Annotated in this window: 16 protein-coding genes; 14 read left to right on the forward strand and 2 right to left on the reverse strand. The window is 61.7% G+C overall.

Annotated features, from left to right (window positions below):
- The first annotated feature begins 184 nt into the window (after window positions 1-184).
- The 6 genes from secY to rplQ all read left to right on the forward strand — a co-directional run bounded on the left by secY (window position 185) and on the right by rplQ (window position 5,035).
- On the forward strand, window positions 185-1,525 hold the full coding sequence (secY, locus tag AC0L2V_RS05610; protein ID WP_091591192.1) for a preprotein translocase subunit SecY: 1,341 nt from the start codon (window positions 185-187) through the stop codon (window positions 1,523-1,525).
- The gene (locus AC0L2V_RS05615) at window positions 1,522-2,142 is read left to right on the forward strand and encodes an adenylate kinase (protein ID WP_287176086.1); all 621 of its coding nucleotides are present in this window, start codon (window positions 1,522-1,524) and stop codon (window positions 2,140-2,142) included. Before secY ends, AC0L2V_RS05615 begins: the two co-directional genes overlap by 4 nt.
- 191 nt (window positions 2,143-2,333) lie before the next feature.
- Window positions 2,334-2,702, forward strand: coding sequence for a 30S ribosomal protein S13 (gene rpsM, locus AC0L2V_RS05620; RefSeq protein WP_023799280.1), 369 nt, complete (start codon window positions 2,334-2,336; stop codon window positions 2,700-2,702).
- 158 nt (window positions 2,703-2,860) lie between these two features.
- Complete coding sequence (gene rpsK, locus AC0L2V_RS05625; RefSeq protein WP_023799279.1) at window positions 2,861-3,250, forward strand: 30S ribosomal protein S11; 390 nt, start codon at window positions 2,861-2,863, stop codon at window positions 3,248-3,250.
- 206 nt (window positions 3,251-3,456) lie between these two features.
- Window positions 3,457-4,467 carry a DNA-directed RNA polymerase subunit alpha gene (locus AC0L2V_RS05630; protein WP_023799278.1) on the forward strand — a complete coding sequence of 337 codons (1,011 nt, stop codon included), beginning with the start codon at window positions 3,457-3,459 and terminating at the stop codon, window positions 4,465-4,467.
- A gap of 136 nt (window positions 4,468-4,603) precedes the next feature.
- On the forward strand, window positions 4,604-5,035 hold the full coding sequence (rplQ, locus tag AC0L2V_RS05635) for a 50S ribosomal protein L17 (RefSeq protein ID WP_023799277.1): 432 nt from the start codon (window positions 4,604-4,606) through the stop codon (window positions 5,033-5,035).
- A gap of 66 nt (window positions 5,036-5,101) precedes the next feature.
- Here rplQ and AC0L2V_RS05640 read toward each other — a convergent pair whose 3' ends face one another.
- The gene (locus AC0L2V_RS05640) at window positions 5,102-5,707 is read right to left on the reverse strand and encodes a hypothetical protein (protein WP_473519628.1); all 606 of its coding nucleotides are present in this window, start codon (window positions 5,705-5,707) and stop codon (window positions 5,102-5,104) included.
- Between the two features lie 135 nt (window positions 5,708-5,842).
- On the opposite strand from AC0L2V_RS05640, the gene AC0L2V_RS05645 reads away from it, so the two are divergent.
- The 7 genes from AC0L2V_RS05645 to AC0L2V_RS05675 all read left to right on the forward strand — a co-directional run bounded on the left by AC0L2V_RS05645 (window position 5,843) and on the right by AC0L2V_RS05675 (window position 14,153).
- A complete protein-coding gene (locus AC0L2V_RS05645; RefSeq protein ID WP_473519629.1) occupies window positions 5,843-7,330 on the forward strand; it encodes a DegQ family serine endoprotease in 1,488 nt (495 codons plus the stop codon).
- A 51-nt stretch (window positions 7,331-7,381) separates the two neighbouring features.
- Window positions 7,382-8,692 carry a replication-associated recombination protein A gene (locus AC0L2V_RS05650; protein ID WP_473519630.1) on the forward strand — a complete coding sequence of 437 codons (1,311 nt, stop codon included), beginning with the start codon at window positions 7,382-7,384 and terminating at the stop codon, window positions 8,690-8,692.
- Window positions 8,693-8,760: 68 nt separating this feature from the next.
- Window positions 8,761-9,138, forward strand: coding sequence for a fluoride efflux transporter CrcB (crcB, locus tag AC0L2V_RS05655; protein ID WP_128169094.1), 378 nt, complete (start codon window positions 8,761-8,763; stop codon window positions 9,136-9,138).
- Between the two features lie 132 nt (window positions 9,139-9,270).
- Complete coding sequence (locus AC0L2V_RS05660; RefSeq protein WP_091591186.1) at window positions 9,271-10,251, forward strand: RluA family pseudouridine synthase; 981 nt, start codon at window positions 9,271-9,273, stop codon at window positions 10,249-10,251.
- Window positions 10,252-10,262: 11 nt separating this feature from the next.
- Window positions 10,263-11,177: a DMT family transporter gene (locus AC0L2V_RS05665; RefSeq protein ID WP_167366359.1), complete on the forward strand. Its 915-nt coding sequence runs from the start codon at window positions 10,263-10,265 to the stop codon at window positions 11,175-11,177.
- A gap of 11 nt (window positions 11,178-11,188) precedes the next feature.
- Complete coding sequence (locus AC0L2V_RS05670) at window positions 11,189-11,980, forward strand: ATP12 family chaperone protein (RefSeq protein ID WP_473519631.1); 792 nt, start codon at window positions 11,189-11,191, stop codon at window positions 11,978-11,980.
- A 286-nt stretch (window positions 11,981-12,266) separates the two neighbouring features.
- Window positions 12,267-14,153, forward strand: a complete 1,887-nt coding sequence (locus tag AC0L2V_RS05675; protein ID WP_473519632.1) for an MFS transporter — start codon at window positions 12,267-12,269, stop codon at window positions 14,151-14,153.
- Window positions 14,154-14,238: 85 nt separating this feature from the next.
- Here the strand turns inward: AC0L2V_RS05675 and AC0L2V_RS05680 are convergent, their stop codons facing one another.
- Complete coding sequence (locus AC0L2V_RS05680) at window positions 14,239-14,433, reverse strand: DUF2735 domain-containing protein (RefSeq protein WP_473519633.1); 195 nt, start codon at window positions 14,431-14,433, stop codon at window positions 14,239-14,241.
- Between AC0L2V_RS05680 and AC0L2V_RS05685 the strand changes: the two genes are divergently transcribed.
- Window positions 14,433-14,729: a hypothetical protein gene (locus tag AC0L2V_RS05685; protein ID WP_473519634.1), complete on the forward strand. Its 297-nt coding sequence runs from the start codon at window positions 14,433-14,435 to the stop codon at window positions 14,727-14,729. The two genes, AC0L2V_RS05680 and AC0L2V_RS05685, sit on opposite strands and share 1 nt — an antisense overlap.
- Window positions 14,730-14,734: the final 5 nt, after the last annotated feature.

Below are 14,734 nucleotides of genomic sequence, written 5' to 3' on the forward strand. Positions count from 1 at the left end.
TTTGAAGCGCGATCGGCAGAGCGGGACACGTTTCGCTTTTGATTGCGCTTTGATCTGCTCAATATGGCGGCCGCGTCAACGCGGCCGCTTGCATGTTTGCAGTCCGGAGCTTATCTCGTGAGCTTCGGTGACACGCGCCGCCTGAGTTGCGGGCCATCGAGCGTGACCAAGCGGAGAATCAGGCATGGCTTCGGCTGCTGAACAACTAGCCTCGAATCTGAATTTCTCGGCCTTCGCCAAGGCGGAGGATCTGAAGAAGCGCATCTGGTTCACCGTTGGTGCGTTGCTGGTCTACCGCCTCGGCACCTATATCCCGCTGCCCGGCATCAATCCCGACGCTTTCGCCCAGGCCTTCTCGTCGCAGAGCAAGGGCGTGCTTGGCATGTTCAACATGTTCGCCGGTGGCGCCGTCGAGCGCATGGCGATCTTTGCCCTCGGCATCATGCCCTATATTTCCGCTTCCATCATCATGCAGCTGATGACCTCCGTCATCCCGTCACTGGAGGCGCTGAAGAAGGAAGGCGAGCAGGGCCGCAAGGTCATCAACCAGTATACCCGCTACGGCACCGTGCTCTTGGCGCTGGTCCAGGCCTACGGCATTGCGGTCGGGCTGGAAGGCGGCAGCGGCATCGTCAGCGATCCCGGCATGTTCTTCCGCATCTCGACCGTCATCACGCTGGTCGGCGGCACCATGTTCCTGATGTGGCTCGGCGAGCAGATCACCGCCCGCGGCATTGGCAACGGCATTTCGCTGATCATCTTTGCCGGCATCGTCGCCGGCCTGCCGCAAGCCATTTCCGGTACGCTGGAACTTGGCCGCACCGGCGCGCTGTCGACCGGCCTGATCCTGGCGATCATCGTTCTGGCCGTCGTCGTCATCGCGCTGATCGTGTTCTTCGAGCGCGCCCAGCGGCGCTTGCTGATCCAGTATCCCAAGCGCCAGGTCGGCAACCGCATGTTCCAGGGCGACACCTCGCACCTGCCGCTCAAGCTCAACACGGCCGGCGTCATTCCGCCGATCTTCGCCTCTTCGCTGCTGTTGCTGCCGGCGACGGTCGCCGGCTTCTCGCAGACGACCAACATGCCAGCCTGGGCCAGCACCGTCCTGGCGGCACTCGGTCATGGCCAGCCGCTCTACATGGCGTTCTATGCGGCGATGATCGTGTTTTTCGCCTTCTTCTATACGGCGATCGTCTTCAACCCGAAGGACACCGCCGACCAGCTCAAGAAGCATTCGGGTTTCATTCCGGGCTACCGTCCGGGCGAGCGCACCGCGGATTACATCGACTATGTCCTTACCCGCATAACTGTCGTTGGCGCCATTTATCTGGTGCTGGTGTGTCTGCTGCCCGAGTTCCTGATTTCAGCGACTGGCGTACCATTCTACCTCGGTGGCACATCGCTTCTGATCGTGGTCAGTGTAACGCTCGACACGGTGGCGCAAATTCAGGGTCACCTGATCGCGCACCAGTATGAGGGCCTGATCAAGAAGTCGAAGCTGCGCGGGGGGAAGAAAGCCAGATGAGGTTGATATTGCTTGGGCCGCCAGGGGCGGGCAAGGGGACGCAAGCACAAAGACTGGTAGAAAAATACGGCATTCCCCAACTCTCGACGGGCGATATGCTGCGCGCTGCTGTCCAGGCCGGCACCGAAGTCGGCAAACGGGCCAAGGCGGTGATGGACGCTGGCGAACTGGTTTCCGACGCCATCGTCAACGCTATCGTCGCCGAGCGTATCGATCAGGCCGATTGCGCAAGGGGATTCATCCTTGACGGATATCCGCGAACCCTGGTGCAGGCGGACGCGGTTGAATCGATGCTCTCGGCTCGCCGCCTGACTCTCGACGCCGTCATCGAACTTGTCGTCGACGACAAGGCGCTGGTTGGCCGAATCGGCAAGCGCGCCGAAGAGGCCAAGGCCGCGGGTCTGCCGGTGCGCAAGGACGACAATCCGGCGGTGTTCGAAGAGCGCCTGAAGGAGTACTACAAGAAGACGTCGCCGCTGATCGGCTATTACTATGCCAAGGGCAAGCTGAGAGGTGTCGACGGCATGGCCGATATCGATGCGGTGACGCGGCAGATCGAAGCGGTGCTCACGGCTGCGACCCCAGCGGCGGCGCAACGGTCTGCGAACGGAAAATAAACGATTGCGCTTGACTGGAGCTGTTCGCTGGGGTATGGCGGCCCGTCTTCCTATCAGGCATGAGGCTTGCTTGCCCGCAAGGGCAAGGCAGCCGCTTTGAACTGGAAACTCCCGCATGGGCCGGCCTCCACCGGACGCGGGGCAACTTTGACAGCGCCGGCTTGTCCGGCCCACATGGAGAAGAGAAGAACATGGCTCGTATAGCCGGCGTCAACATTCCGACCAACAAGCGCGTCGTCATTGCGCTTCAGTACATTCACGGCATTGGCAAGAGCTTCGCCCAGGAGATCGTCGACAAGGTCGGCATCCCGGCCGAGCGTCGCGTCAACCAGTTGACCGACGCGGAAGTGCTGCAGATCCGCGAGACGATCGACCGTGACTACCAGGTCGAGGGCGATCTGCGCCGCGAAGTGTCGATGAACATCAAGCGGCTCATGGACCTCGGCTGCTACCGCGGCCTGCGTCATCGCCGCTCGCTGCCGGTTCGCGGCCAGCGCACGCATACCAATGCGCGCACCCGCAAGGGCCCGGCCAAGTCGATCGCCGGCAAGAAGAAGTAATTTAGGGGAATAAGGGAGTAGGGCAGTAGGGCAGTATGTTTGGTCGCGGACGACCGCGCCGTACTAACATACTCCCTTACTGCCCTATTCCCCTACTCCCTTACGAAGGTGGAGCCGCTGGCATTACGGCGGTGTAGAGATCAACTGAAAGGACCATCATGGCCAAGGAAGCCACACGTGTTCGCCGTCGCGAACGCAAGAATATCTCGTCGGGCGTTGCCCACGTCAACTCGACCTTCAACAACACGATGATCACCATCACCGACGCGCAGGGCAATTCGATTGCCTGGTCGTCGGCGGGAGCCCAGGGCTTCAAGGGATCTCGCAAGTCGACCCCGTTCGCTGCCCAGATGGCTGCCGAGGACGTTGCCAAGAAGGCCCAGGAACACGGCATGCGCATGCTTGAGGTCGAGGTCTGCGGACCGGGCTCGGGTCGTGAATCGGCGCTGCGCGCATTGCAGGCAGCCGGCTTCACCATCACCTCGATCCGTGATGTGACGCCGATCCCGCACAATGGCTGCCGCCCGCGCAAGAAGCGCCGCGTCTAAAGATTGTCGCCCAAGCATTGCCTCGGGCCTGAACCGAGAGCGCAGCGGTTTTGGGGCAACGACAGGCATAAGAACAGAGACCTGAAGCGCTACGCGCTTTAGGGAAAAATTACCGAACGCCGCGCGAACGCCAGGAGCGTTCCTCCACGGCATTCCAGGTCGCCCGCCACGATTGGATGGTGGCGGGTCAACGGAAGGAAAGCATCATGATCCAGAAAAATTGGCAGGAACTGATCAAGCCGAACAAGATCGAGTTCTCTTCGAAGAAGAAGACGCTGACCACGCTGGTCGCCGAGCCGCTCGAGCGCGGCTTTGGTCTGACCCTCGGCAACGCGCTGCGTCGCGTGCTTCTGTCTTCGCTGCGTGGCGCGGCGGTGACCGCCGTGCAGATCGACGGCGTTCTGCATGAATTCTCGTCCATCGCCGGCGTGCGTGAGGACGTGACCGATATCGTCTTGAATATCAAGGAAATCGCCATCCGCATGGAAGGCGACGGCCCCAAGCGCATGGTCGTGCGCAAGCAGGGACCGGGCGCTGTTCTGGCCGGCGACATCCAGACGGTCGGCGACGTCGAGATCCTCAATCCCGACCACGTCATCTGCACGCTGGACGAGGGCGCTGAAATCCGCATGGAGTTCACCGTCGATACCGGCAAGGGCTACGTGCCGGCCGACCGCAATCGCGCCGAAGACGCGCCGATCGGCCTCATCCCGGTCGACAGCCTCTACTCGCCGGTCAAGAAGGTCTCCTACAAGGTCGAGAACACCCGCGAGGGCCAGGTTCTCGACTACGACAAGCTGACCATGACGATCGACACTGACGGTTCGATCTCGGGCGAGGACGCGGTGGCTTTCGCCGCCCGCATCCTGCAGGACCAGCTTGGCCTGTTCGTCAATTTCGACGAGCCGCAGAAGGAAGTCGCCGCCGAGCAGGTGACCGAGCTTGCCTTCAATCCGGCGCTGCTCAAGAAGGTCGACGAGCTCGAGCTTTCGGTGCGTTCGGCCAACTGCCTGAAGAACGACAACATCGTCTATATCGGCGACTTGATCCAGAAGACCGAAGCCGAGATGCTGCGCACCCCGAACTTCGGCCGCAAGTCGCTGAACGAGATCAAGGAAGTGTTGGCGGCGATGGGCCTGCACCTCGGCATGGAAGTGCCGGATTGGCCGCCGGAAAACATTGAAGACCTCGCCAAGCGTTACGAAGATCAATACTGACCGGTGAATTGAGAATGGTGAATGGTCGCCGGTCGGCGACTTCCGAGAGGTAGAGCCCTTCCATTCACCATTCACTATTGACCATTCACAAAACGAAACAGCCGGGCCAACCGCCCACAACACCAGGAGAAGAGCCATGCGCCACGGATTTAAAGGCCGCCGGTTCGCCCGCAGCATAAGCCATCGCAAGTCGATGTTTGCCAACCTTGCCGTATCGCTCATCGAGCATGAGCAGATCCTCACCACCTTGCCGAAGGCGAAGGATCTGCGTCCGATCGTCGAGAAGCTGGTGACGCTCGGCAAGCGCGGCGACCTCCACGCCCGCCGCCAGGTGATTGCCCAGATCGGCAATGAAGGCGTCGTCAAGCGCCTGTTCGACACGATCGCGCCGCGCTACGCCACCCGCAACGGCGGCTATCTGCGCATCATGAAGGCGGGCTTCCGCCACGGCGACAATGCCGCCATGGCGGTCATCGAGTTCGTCGATCGCGACACCTCGGCCAAGGGCGCCGGCGACCGTGCCCGCATCGAGGCAGAAGGCACCGACGAAGAAGCCGCAGCCGCATAAGCTTCGGTTTTTCTAAGAGAGTTCAAAGGGGCCTGTGGGCCCCTTTCGTCTGCCGATCTTTGCCGCCTATCGAAGAATGGTCAGGTAGTCGCGCCCGCTTAGCAGCTTCCAATTGAAAGCACCCGGTATCTCTTCGACCTTCGGGTAGGGATAGGAATAGATACTGTCGAGGGTGGCTCGGGAATCGATATCGCTGACCAATTGCGACATCTCGAAATTGTTCAAGTACCTTTGTGCGTTTTGATCCTCGATGAAGTCGGTATTCACCCGGAAATGTATCTGAATCTGGCCGGCGCAGATGTTGAGCAGGATGTCGTCGCTCACAGCGGCATAGAACACTTTGGCGTCTTCTGAAGCCCACAGGCCTGCAGCCAGGAACTTCGAGGGCTGCGTACCCCCGCTCAACCCATCCAGTGACAGCACAAGGTGATCGGTGAGAACTTCGAAGTCGCCTTCGAGATAACCGGCTTCTTCGATCTGGAACCAGTTCATCTGGTGAGGCGCTTCGTCATCAAAGGAGATTTCGAGCTTTCCGAAAGTCCAATAGACCGGATCGGCGTGCTCAGGTGTGCCGAGTGCGCTGGCAACGTCGGTCATTCTCATAGAAGGGGAAACCGGCCCCAAAGTGCCGGTCTTCAAAAAATCACGGAATGAAACGAGTTGTTTTTTCATGAGGGCCGACGAGGCTTTCCGGTTTCAAACTGACCTATAGCTGCTTTGCTACCCAAAAATAATTCGATTACATCGACTTAGCCTTTCATTTTGCACAATCGTCGGGACAATGGCGCCCGACCCGGAGGATTCGGAATGCGCGTAAAACGGCTGTCCCTTGTTCTACTCTGCGCCTTGACGGCGGCGGCAGTCGTGCCGGCCGCCAGGCAGGCGCTGGCTCAGGACACCAAGGCCGATCCCGGTCTGTCCGACGTGCTGACCGACATGTTGCGCGGCGCCGAAGGCGAAAATGCCACCTCCGGTCCAGACAAGCGCGTGCCGTTCGGCCGCGAGGAGATGCAACTGTCGTTTGCGCCGCTGGTCAAGCAGACGGCGCCGGCTGTGGTCAATGTCTATGCCTCGCAAACGGCCAGGCTGAGGTCGCCCTTCGACGGCGATCCGTTCTTCGAAGAGTTCTTCGGCCGTTCGCAGCCGCGTGCGCAGTCCTCGCTCGGCTCCGGCGTGCTGGTCGACCCGACAGGCATAGTGGTCACCAATTTCCACGTCATCAAGGACGCCGATCAGGTCAAGGTCGCCACCGCGGACGGGCGTGAATTCGACAGCAAGGTGCTGCTCAAGGACGAAACGCTTGACCTCGCCGTGCTCAAGATCTCCGCCGACAAGCCATTTCCGGTCGTCGCCATCGGCGATTCCGACGCGCTCGAGGTCGGTGACCTGTTGTTGGCCATCGGCAACCCCTTCGGTGTCGGCCAGACCACCACCAGCGGCATCGTTTCGGCACTTGCCCGCAGCCACATCGGCGTTTCCGATTCCAGTTTCTTCATCCAGACCGACGCTGCGATCAATCCCGGCAATTCCGGCGGTGCGCTGATCAACATGGGTGGCCAACTGGTCGGCATCAACACGGCGATCTACAGCCGCAGCGGCGGCTCGATCGGCATCGGCTTTGCTATTCCCTCCAATATGGTTCGCGCGTTTGCCGATGCGGCCAAGGCCGGGCGCGACTTCTTCGAGCGGCCCTATATCGGCGCCGAATTCGAGCGCGTGACGCCGCAAATCGCCGAATCGCTCGGTCTCGAGACGCCGACCGGGGCGCTGGTTTCGTCCGTCGACGAAGCCGGGCCGGCGGCCAAGGCGGGGCTCAAGGCCGGTGACGTTGTGCTGTCGCTCAATGGCACGCCGGTCGAGAGCATCGAGGCGCTGGATTACCGGATGGCGACGCTGTCGATCGGCACCAATGCCAGCTTCGCCGTTCTGAGCAAAGGCCAGCAAGCGGCGACGGACATCGCGCTGGAGCGTGCGCCGGAAGGTGCGAAACTCGCGGAAGTGACGCTGCGCGGTCGCAGCCCGTTCTCCGGTGCCAAGGTTGCGGAACTGTCGCCGCGGCTCGCCCAGCGGCTCGGCATCCGCACGGACGTCAAGGGTGTTACGGTGATCGACATCAATCGCGGTTCGCCCGCAGCCGGTTTCGGCTTCCAGCCGGGCGACATCGTTCGCGAGGTCAACGGCTTGACCATCGATACCGCCGCGACCCTGGAACAGGCAGCCATGCAGGAGACGCGCTGGTGGCGCTTTACCGTCGAGCGCGGCGGGCAGATACTGCGCCAGGTGTTGCGTTACTGAGCCCGAGCGTCGATCCTTCGGACGAGATCGCGCTCCAACGAAAAGACGTGCATGGCCGATCTGTTCAGTGTCGATGAACCGGAAAAGGCGGCGCCCGGCAGGCCGCTTGCCGACCGGCTGCGCCCGCAGAACCTCAGCGAGGTCGTCGGCCAGGAGCATCTGACCGGACCCGACGGCGCGCTGACGCGGCTGATCGGCTCCGGCTCGCTCGGCTCGATGATCTTCTGGGGGCCGCCCGGGACGGGCAAGACTACGGTCGCGCGGCTGCTTGCCGGCGAAACCAGCCTTGCGTTCCAACAGATATCGGCGGTGTTTTCCGGTGTCGCCGACTTGAAGAAAGTGTTCGAGGCGGCGAGGCTGCGCCGCACCAACGGCCGTCAGACGCTGCTCTTCGTCGACGAGATCCATCGCTTCAACCGGGCCCAGCAGGACAGTTTTCTGCCTGTCATGGAAGACGGCACCGTCGTGTTGGTTGGCGCCACCACCGAAAACCCCTCATTCGAGCTGAATGCCGCGCTTCTATCCCGCGCCCGTGTGCTGGTCTTCCATTCGCTCGGTGAGGACAGCATCGCCAAGCTGCTGGCCCGGGCCGAGGAGACCGAGGGCAGGGCGCTGCCGCTCGACGACGAGGCGAGGGCGATGCTCGTCCGCATGAGCGATGGCGATGGCCGTGCTGCGCTGACGCTGGCAGAAGAGGTCTGGCGCGCCGCCAAGTCAGGCGAGGTGTTCAGCGCCGAGGGCCTGCTGCGCATCGTCCAGCGCCGCGCGCCGATCTACGACAAGGGCCAGGACGGCCATTACAATCTGATCTCGGCGCTGCACAAATCGGTGCGCGGCTCCGACCCCGACGCCGCCCTCTATTATCTCGCCCGCATGTTCGACGCCGGCGAGGATCCGCTCTATCTCGGCCGCCGCCTGGTGCGCATGGCGATGGAGGATATCGGGCTGGCAGACCCGCAGGCGCTGGTCGTCGCCAATGCCGCCAAGGATGCCTACGACTATCTGGGCTCGCCAGAGGGCGAACTCGCCTTCGCCGAGGCCACGGTCTATCTCGCCAGCGCGCCCAAATCCAACGCCGTCTACACCGCCTTCAAGGCCGCCACACAGGCGGCTAAGGAGTTCGGCTCGCTGCTGCCGCCCAAACACATCCTCAACGCCCCGACCAAGCTGATGAAGGAAGAAGATTACGGCGCCGGCTACCGTTACGACCACGACGAGCCGGACGCTTTTTCCGGACAGGATTATTTTCCGGAAAAGATGGGCCGCCGTAAATTCTATGATCCGCCCGAGCGCGGGTTCGAGCGTGATATCAGGAAGCGGCTCGACTATTGGGCGAAGCTGCGCGGCGAGCGGAAAAAGTAGGCTCGCGCCTACTTTCCCGCTCAGGAGCAGGGATTGACCGAGCCACCCTGTAAGGGCAGTAAACGGCGATGATCAATCTCCTCCTCGTTGCTGCGGGCGGCGCTATTGGTGCCGGGCTCCGCCACGTCGTCAATTTCGTTGCGCTGCGTCTTGTCGGCCCGAGTTTTCCCTGGGGCACGATGGCGATCAACATTGTCGGCTCGTTTGCCATGGGCCTGTTCATCACGACCCTGGCGCGGCGCTACGGCGGATCGAACGAGCTTCGGCTGTTCGTCGCCACCGGAATCCTCGGCGGCTTCACCACGTTCTCCGCCTTTTCGCTCGATTTCGCGACGCTGTGGGAGCGCGGCGCGACGCTGCCGGCGTTCGGATACGCCCTTGCCAGCCTCATTGGCGCGATCATTGCCCTGTTTCTGGGTCTTTGGCTCGCAAGAAGCCTGCCTTAATGCTATTGCCCCCGCTTGCAGCGCCGCGTGCCCCTCAGGCGCGCCAAGGACGCTGTAGCTTTTTGATTTGCGCATGACCCTTTCCGAAGATCGATTTCAGGTCATGCGCTGGAAACGGGTAAAAACGAGACAATGGCAGGCGTAGAACAGATCACGGTGGAGGCCGGCGAGGCGGGCATGCGGCTCGATCGCTGGTTCAAGACCCATTTTCCGGGTCTTGGCTTCGGCCATCTGCAAAAGTTGCTGCGCTCCGGCCAGATCCGTGTCGACGGCGGCAGGGTTAAGGCCGATACCCGCGTCGAGCCGGGCCAGACGGTTCGCATCCCACCGCTCGAAGTGGACAAGAAGGGCGAGAGCCCGCTCACCGGTCACTCGATCCGCAACCAGGGCGACGCCGACGTTCTGGCCAAGATGCTGATCCATGAAGATCCAAAAGTGTTTGTCTTCAACAAGCCGGCCGGCCTCGCCGTCCAGGGTGGCTCAGGTGTCACCCGCAATGTCGACGACATGCTGGAAGCCTGGCGCAGCCAGAAGGGCGAGAAACCGCGTCTGGTGCACCGGCTCGACCGCGACACGTCAGGCGTGCTGGTCGTCGCCCGCACCAGGCTCGCCGCCATGAAGCTTGCCGAGGCGTTCCGGGCGCGTGAGACCAAGAAGACCTATTGGGCGCTGGTCAAGGGCGTGCCGCCGAAGCGCGAGGACAAGATCTCGACTTGGCTGATCAAGGAACCGACGCCCGACGGCGACCGCGTGCGCGTCGCCAAGCATGGCGAAAAGGGCGCCGACCACGCGGTGTCTTATTACCGGATCGTCGAGCAGGCGGCGCAGACCCTGTCCTGGCTGGAGATGGAGCCTTATACCGGCCGCACCCACCAGCTTCGCGTCCATGCCGCTCACATCGGCTGCCCGATCATCGGCGATCCCAAATATTTCGAGGCCGACACCAATTGGGATTTTCCCGGCGGCATGCAGAACCGCTTGCATCTGCACGCGCGCCGCATCGTCATCCCGCATCCCGACAAGGGTTTTATCGACGTCACCGCACCGATGCCGCCGCATATGCGCCAGAGCTGGAACCTGATCGGCTTCGACGACGCCAGCGCGGAGGACTAGGTCCAGTGGGCATGGCCACCGATACGCTCGACCGCCGCGACAGGGTCGACATGGCCGCCGCCGCCATCATGGTCGGACTGACCTTTTCCTGGGGGCTGAACTACGTCGCCGCCAAGATCTCCTATGCCGGCTACGATCCCGTTTTCCTGTCGATCGCGCGGTCGGTCATCGGCGGGCTGTGCGTTCTCGTCTGGTGCCGCTGGCGCGGCATTGCGCTTTTCAGCCGCGACGGAACCCTTGTCGCCGGCATTCTGGCAGGCGCGCTCTTTGGTCTCGAGTTCCTGTTTCTCTATGTCGGGCTCGAACAGACGACCGTCGCGCGCAACACCTTGCTGGTCAACACCATGCCGTTCTGGGTGCTGGTCGGCGGGCATTTCCTGCTCAACGAACGCATCACCGCGCGCCGGCTCGTCGGCCTTCTGCTCGCTTTCGCCGGATTGGTCGCGGTGTTCTCCGATCAGTTGAGCGCCGATAACGGTGCGACCCTGATTGGTGATCTGCTCAGTCTCGGCGCCGGCATTCTGTGGGCCTTGACCTACATCGTCATCAAGCGCACGAAACTGGCGGAAACGAGCGCCGAGAAGTTGCTGCTCTACCAACTGGCGGGCGCTGCGATGGTCGGCGCCTTGGTGCTGCCTTTCGCCGGGCCGCCCGTCCGCGACTTCGCCGCTTTGCCGACCTTGGCCTTGCTTTTCCAGGCGGTCTACATCGTCGCCTTCACCTATGTGCTCTGGTTCTGGTTGCTGCGGCGCTATCCGGCATCGGGCCTGTCGAGCTTCACCTTTCTTTCGCCGGTGTTCGGCGTTCTGTGCGGCGCCATCTTCTTGAACGAGCCGCTGACCATCCGTATTTTCCTGGCACTCGGCCTCATCGCAGCCGGTCTGATCATTGTGAATCGGCCGGCCCGAAAACAGATCCCCGGATGAAAGGCTCCGGCATGCGCGATATTCTCAACGACCTCGAAGCGGGAAAGCAGCTTTCCGATCCGGATCCGGTACGCCGTGCCCAGATCCAGATGAAGACGCATCTGCCGAAACGCTTCTACAAAGCCGTCTCGGTCGCACCGGCCGAAGCTGGTTTTGCGGTTCATCTCGATGGCAAGCCGGTCCGTACGCCGGGCAAGGCGTTTCTGATCCTGCCGACCGAAAAAGCCGCCGCTCTGGTCGCCGGCGAGTTCGCCGCGCAAGGCGAGACGATCGACCCGATGACGATGCCGGTCATGCGTCTGGTCAACACGGCCATCGACGGCGTTGCCAGCGACCCGCAAGCGGTTTTGGAAGACATCCTGCGCTTTGCCTCGTCAGACCTGCTCTGCTATCGCGCCGACGCCCCCCAAGGGCTCTTCGATCGGCAGAACGAATATTGGGATCCCGTCATCGATTGGGCGCGGAGCGCGCTCGGCGCCCGGTTTCACCTCGCCGAAGGGGTGATCCATGTCGAGCAGCCGCGCGAGAGCATCGCGGTGCTCGGCGTTCATCTTGCCCAGCGTGCCGACCCGCTCCGGCTTGCCGCCATCCACGTCATGACCTCGCTGACGGGATCGGCACTGCTGGCGCTGGCCGTCGATTTCGGCGAGATCGACGGCGAGGCAGCCTGGGCCGCCGGCCATGTCGACGAGGACTGGCAGGCCGAGCACTGGGGCCATGACGCGGAAGCTGTCGCCCGCCGTGCCCACCGCAAACGCGATTTCATGGCGGCGGTCGGTCTAATCGAGGCGCTCAAGGGCTGACGGCAATCGCCGCCCTCATTCGTTTCGCCTTGCCTTATTAGAGCGACGTGCGTTCCAGTTGGACGTGCAAAATACGCTCTAACACTTTGAATCTATGCATCGTGCTTTCCGAACATCGATTCCGATGTTCGGGCCGATGCATTGGACCAAAGTCATAATCCCAAAGACGGGCTGCCTCTGGGCGGCGCTTTCTGTCACTTCTCGCGGCGATAGCTGCCCGAGTTCGAGCCCAGAGGCGACACCGCGCAGCATCAAGCACAGCGAGATGTCACGGGAGGACGAATTCATGGCAATGGCAGTGACCGCCGGCAGAGCAAGCCGCGGAATGACGCGGGAAGAGAAGAAAGTCATCTTCGCTTCCTCGCTCGGCACCGTTTTCGAATGGTACGATTTCTATCTCTACGGCGCATTGGCTGCGGCGATCGGCTCGACATTCTTCAACTCGTATCCGGAAGCGACGCGCAACATCTTTACGCTGCTGGTTTTCGCCGCTGGCTTCCTCGTGCGCCCGTTCGGCGCGCTGGTGTTCGGCCGCATCGGTGATCTCGTAGGTCGCAAATACACCTTTCTCGTCACCATCATGATCATGGGCCTGTCGACTTTCCTGGTCGGCCTGCTGCCTGGTTCGGCGAGCTGGGGCATTGCAGCACCCATTATCCTGATTGCGCTGCGCATGCTGCAGGGCCTGGCGCTCGGCGGTGAATATGGCGGTGCGGCGACCTATGTGGCCGAGCATGCGCCCGACGACCGCCGCGGATTCTACACATCGTGGATCCAGACGACGGCGACACTTGGCCTGTTCCTGTCGCTGGTCGTCATCCTTATCGTGCAAAATTCGCTGAGCAAGGAGGATTTCGAGGCCTGGGGCTGGCGTGTTCCATTCCTGCTCTCAGCCATTCTGCTCGGCATATCGGTCTGGATTCGTCTGTCGCTTGCCGAATCGCCGACCTTCCAGCGCATGAAGGACGAGGGCAAGGGCTCCAAGGCGCCGCTTACGGAAGCCTTCGGACAGTGGAAGAATGCCAAGATCGCCATTTTGGCGCTTTTCGGCCTTACTGCCGGCCAGGCCGTGGTTTGGTACAACGGCCAATTCTACGCGCTGTTTTTCCTGCAGAACGTGCTCAAGGTCGACGGCCAGTCGGTCAACATCATGATCGCCATCGCGCTGGCGCTCGGCACGATCTTCTTCGTCGTGTTCGGCTGGCTCTCCGACAAGATCGGCCGCAAGCCGATCATCATGGCGGGCCTGGCGCTGGCGATCGTCACCACCTTCCCGCTGTTCAAGGCGCTGACCTGGGCAGCCAATCCGGCGCTCGCCACCGCACAGCAAAACACCCGTGCCACGATTACCGCTGCACCTGGCGACTGCAAGTTCCAGTTCAATCCGACCGGAACGCGCAAGCCTCTGACGTCGTGCGATATTGCGACGGACTTCCTTGCCAAGAGCTCGGTGCCCTATGACATTGTCACGACAGCGGCACCGGGGACCGCGGCCAGTGTCAAGATCGGCACCGCAACGGTGGCGTCCTATGATGCCGTGGCAGCCGCAGACAAGGCAACTTCAAGCGACGCCGCGTTCAAGAAGGCAATCAACATTGCATTGCGGGACGGCGGCTATCCGCTGAAGCGTGCTGCGGCCAAGGTCGCCGACCAGAAGCTTGACGCCTTCGTCGCGGCCAATCCGGAACTGAAGCTCGACGCCGCCGCAATCCGCGCCGGCGACAAGACGACGGTTGCGGCCGACCGGGCGGTCAAGGACAAGCTGCTGACGGCCGATGAGGCCGCGGCGGTGCCCGAGATCACCGTCTACAGCGTCCCGGCGGCAGGCGCCTTTGCGATGTTTGCCGACCCTGAACAGGTCAACTGGGCAAAGGTCATCGGCGTCCTGTTCATCCTGGTCATTTACGTGACCATGGTCTACGGACCGATCGCCGCGATCCTGGTAGAAATGTTCCCGACCCGCATCCGCTATACCGGCATGTCGTTGCCCTATCACATCGGCAATGGCTGGTTCGGCGGCCTGCTGCCGGCGACGGTGTTCGCGCTCAGCGCCTACAGCGGCGATATCTATTACGGCCTCTGGTATCCGGTGGTGATCGCGGCGATGTCGCTGGTCATCGGTACGATCTTTGTCAGGGATACGCTGGGAACGGACTTGCACGCCAAGACCTGATCCTTGCCTGACGGCAAAATGAAAAGCCCGGCGCGAGCGATCGCGCCGGGCTTTGCAATTCGTCAAAAGCGATGCGGAGGAAAGGTTAGCTCCTCCGGTCCTGTTTTTCTTCCTCGATGGCCGCTTCGTGATACCAGCCGCTTCCGAAATCCGTACGGTTACGCAATGAAGCAAGTTCTGCCGCGAACTTAGCCTTTCCGCTTAAATTTAAGGCAGAAGCGCGCGTTGCCACCGGGAACATCAGGATTTTGGCCGACTGACGGGTAGGAGTGATTTCCATTGTCGGTCTCCCTTCTTGAGCAGAGCCTTGCCGATTCAATCTTTCCCCAAGATAAGTTCTGCAATCCAGTTAGGCAATATGATTATAAAAAGATCAGTATCTGCCTGGTATTTATGCAGAGCATGCTTGTGATTGATCCGGACGCATTGCGATTACGCGGCAGCGGATTTGTCGGGATGCGGCGTCAGTTTTGTCGCATCCTTGGCCGGCGAGAATGGCACACGAATTGCTTTTTGATAATCCGGCAGGTCGGCTGCAGGGTGGCTGGCATGCCGGCGCCGTCCAAGGTTCGGTGATCAAA

The organism is Mesorhizobium sp. WSM4814 (genome assembly GCF_055811595.1).

What these genes read in the sequence shown, in the direction of transcription:
- rplQ (WP_023799277.1), top strand. Translation starts at nt 4,604, where the DNA reads ATGCGCCACGGATTTAAAGGCCGCCGGTTCGCCCGCAGCATAAGCCAT.
- AC0L2V_RS05665 (WP_167366359.1), top strand. Translation starts at nt 10,263, where the DNA reads ATGGCCACCGATACGCTCGACCGCCGCGACAGGGTCGACATGGCCGCC.
- AC0L2V_RS05650 (WP_473519630.1), top strand. Translation starts at nt 7,382, where the DNA reads ATGGCCGATCTGTTCAGTGTCGATGAACCGGAAAAGGCGGCGCCCGGC.
- AC0L2V_RS05680 (WP_473519633.1), bottom strand. Translation starts at nt 14,433, where the DNA reads ATGGAAATCACTCCTACCCGTCAGTCGGCCAAAATCCTGATGTTCCCG.
- rpsK (WP_023799279.1), top strand. Translation starts at nt 2,861, where the DNA reads ATGGCCAAGGAAGCCACACGTGTTCGCCGTCGCGAACGCAAGAATATC.
- AC0L2V_RS05645 (WP_473519629.1), top strand. Translation starts at nt 5,843, where the DNA reads ATGCGCGTAAAACGGCTGTCCCTTGTTCTACTCTGCGCCTTGACGGCG.
- rpsM (WP_023799280.1), top strand. Translation starts at nt 2,334, where the DNA reads ATGGCTCGTATAGCCGGCGTCAACATTCCGACCAACAAGCGCGTCGTC.
- AC0L2V_RS05630 (WP_023799278.1), top strand. Translation starts at nt 3,457, where the DNA reads ATGATCCAGAAAAATTGGCAGGAACTGATCAAGCCGAACAAGATCGAG.
- AC0L2V_RS05675 (WP_473519632.1), top strand. Translation starts at nt 12,267, where the DNA reads ATGGCAATGGCAGTGACCGCCGGCAGAGCAAGCCGCGGAATGACGCGG.
- AC0L2V_RS05640 (WP_473519628.1), bottom strand. Translation starts at nt 5,707, where the DNA reads ATGAAAAAACAACTCGTTTCATTCCGTGATTTTTTGAAGACCGGCACT.
- AC0L2V_RS05615 (WP_287176086.1), top strand. Translation starts at nt 1,522, where the DNA reads ATGAGGTTGATATTGCTTGGGCCGCCAGGGGCGGGCAAGGGGACGCAA.
- secY (WP_091591192.1), top strand. Translation starts at nt 185, where the DNA reads ATGGCTTCGGCTGCTGAACAACTAGCCTCGAATCTGAATTTCTCGGCC.
- AC0L2V_RS05670 (WP_473519631.1), top strand. Translation starts at nt 11,189, where the DNA reads ATGCGCGATATTCTCAACGACCTCGAAGCGGGAAAGCAGCTTTCCGAT.
- AC0L2V_RS05660 (WP_091591186.1), top strand. Translation starts at nt 9,271, where the DNA reads ATGGCAGGCGTAGAACAGATCACGGTGGAGGCCGGCGAGGCGGGCATG.
- crcB (WP_128169094.1), top strand. Translation starts at nt 8,761, where the DNA reads ATGATCAATCTCCTCCTCGTTGCTGCGGGCGGCGCTATTGGTGCCGGG.